We start from the raw sequence: 2,327 nt of genomic DNA, 5'->3' as shown, positions 1-2,327 counted from the left end.
CTCGCCACAGCTTCCCAACTGCTGCTTCAAGGAGGTTCCATTGCGATGCCAGCCTTCCCTCAAGGCCAGCGCGGCCACCACGGTGCGGAGCAGATAGTAGTCGGTGTTCTCCTGAATACTGGGGAGCCGCGACATTTCAGGGGGAAGAAAAATCCGATCGGTTCCACAGAGCGTCGAGTCCGTCGTCTCGAGCAGCCCCACGTTCTGCTCCGAGATCATGCCCGCCACCAATCGCAGGGCACCTCGATGATCCATGAGCGAGGCGCGCACGGCGGCGCGCCGGGTTTCCTGGGGGCTTACCACGATGCGACGGTAGAGCGCCTTGAGTCCCAGAAACAGGTTTTCTTCCCAGTCGAGCATGGCGTCAGATGGTCAGCTCGATGACTTGGCGGATGGCAGCGCGCGCATCGGCGTCATCGGTGAGCGGCTCGGCGATGGCGGTGAGACAGGCCAGCCGAGGCGGGACCCCTGCATGGATGAGTTTACCGGCGGAGACGAGCAGTCGAGTGGACACCGATTCCACCACAGACAGCTCTGTTAAATGACGGACCTTTCTCCCGATCTGCACCAGCCGGCGGGCGACCGAGCGTTCGGCGCAGGTCTCCCGCGCGACGATTTCGGTTTCGAGTTCCTCGGTAGGATAGTTGAAATCGAGGGCGATGAAACGTTGGCGAGTGGAGGGTTTCATTTCGCGCAGACTTCTTTGGTATCCTGGGTTGTAGCTCACCACCAGCATGAAGGATCCTGGCGCCTTCACGATTTCCGCCGTTCGATCCAAAAAGAGCTCCCTCCGGTGGTCCGTGAGGGAGTGAATCACCACCAGGGCATCGGGCCTGGCCTCTGCAATCTCATCCAAATACAGCAGGCACCCTTGCCGCACGGCCCTGGTGACTGGACCATCCACCCAACGCGTTTCGCCTCCGATCAGGAGATGCCTGCCGAGCAGGTCTGTGGCGGAGGTGTCTTCGTTGCACGCGACCGTAATGAGGGGTAACCGCAGCACCTCGGACATGTGCTCGACGAAGCGGGTCTTGCCGCATCCGGTGGGCCCTTTAACCATCAGGGGCAATTGGCATCCCCAGGCGTGGCGGAATACCTCCTCTTCTTTTCCGACGGGCAGATAGAATACAGCCATAAGTTGAATGGATTCAGGCATGGGCTCGAAGCGGGGCCTGCTTCATTTGCCAACCGCGACCAGATCCCCGGCCACGTCGGTCCCAAGGGCTTCATCATTGGGTAGTCCATGTCGGAAGAACGTCACGATGAACATGCCGATGCCTACGGTGAACAGCGCCGCGGCCAAAAGCATGCCGATGAAGTGAACCTGGATTTCCTTTTGCACCAGCATGAAATCGAGTCCCATGCGGCGTTCCAAGTTCACCTGAGTGATTCCGGCGACCGCCAATGCCCCCGTCATGCCTAGCATGCCGATGTTGGAGGTCCAGAACGCCCAGCTTGCCAAAGGAGTGTCCCAGAGCTTGCGTCCCGTCATGAGGGGCAGCGCGTAGGCTATCATGGCCAGGACGATCATCGCGTAAGCCCCCCAGAAAGCCAGATGACCGTGCATGGCGGTAACCAGGGTCCCGTGGGTATACATGTTGACCTGCGGCAGTGTGTGAGCCATGCCCAGGAAGCCCGCTCCCACGAAGGACATCACGGCGCATCCCAGCGACCAGGTTAGCGCGATCCGGTTTGGGTGCTTGCGCTCCCCGCGTTTGGCCATCGCCAGCGCATAGATCGCCATTCCCAAAAAAGCCAGCGGCTCCAGGGCGGAAAAGATTCCGCCCACGATAAGCCAGTAGCGAGGTGTCCCGATGTAGTAGTAATGATGTCCGGTGCCGAGAATTCCGGAAAGGAAGGTGAGCCCGACGATGAGGTAGAGCCATTTCTCCACCACCTCCCGGTCGACGCCCGTTAGCTTGATGAGCAGGTAGCAAAGCATGCCCCCCATGATGAGTTCCCAGACCCCCTCCACCCAAAGATGCACCACCCACCAGCGGTAGAAGGAATCGACGGTTTGGTTTCGGACCTGAACCATTCCGGGCAGATAGAGCAACGCTGCGAACAGCAGACCCATGAAGAGGACCATGGAGGTGGTCGTGCTCCGCTTGCCTTTCCACATCGTCACTCCGATGTTCGCGATGAACATCAGCACGTTGACCACCACGAGGTAGTCCAGTGGACGCGGGATTTCGAGGAATTTGCGGCCTTCCCAGATGTTGAAGTGGTAACAGCCCACGGCGATCACGCCGACAATCAACAGCGAGAAATACTGCAACCAGGCCAACTTGGGCCATTCTAGCTCGCGTTCGACTTCCTCCGGGATG

Annotated in this window: 3 protein-coding genes; all 3 read right to left on the bottom strand. The window is 59.6% G+C overall.

The window, feature by feature from the left end; genetic code table 11:
- The coding region (locus JNN07_21905) for a hypothetical protein (GenBank protein MBL9170406.1) at positions 1–360 on the bottom strand (360 nt) is incomplete at its 3' end.
- 4 nt (positions 361–364) lie between these two features.
- Complete coding sequence (locus tag JNN07_21900) at positions 365–1,156, bottom strand: CbbQ/NirQ/NorQ/GpvN family protein (protein MBL9170405.1); 792 nt, start codon at positions 1,154–1,156, stop codon at positions 365–367.
- 21 nt (positions 1,157–1,177) lie between these two features.
- Positions 1,178–2,327: cbb3-type cytochrome c oxidase subunit I (locus JNN07_21895; GenBank protein MBL9170404.1), on the bottom strand; the 1,150-nt coding region annotated here is incomplete at its 5' end.

The sequence above is a fragment of the Verrucomicrobiales bacterium genome, assembly GCA_016793885.1.
GTDB lineage: Bacteria > Verrucomicrobiota > Verrucomicrobiia > Limisphaerales > UBA11320 > UBA11320.
The sequence above is the reverse complement of the archived record's forward strand: the minus strand, read 5'-3'. Positions and strand labels throughout refer to the sequence as shown.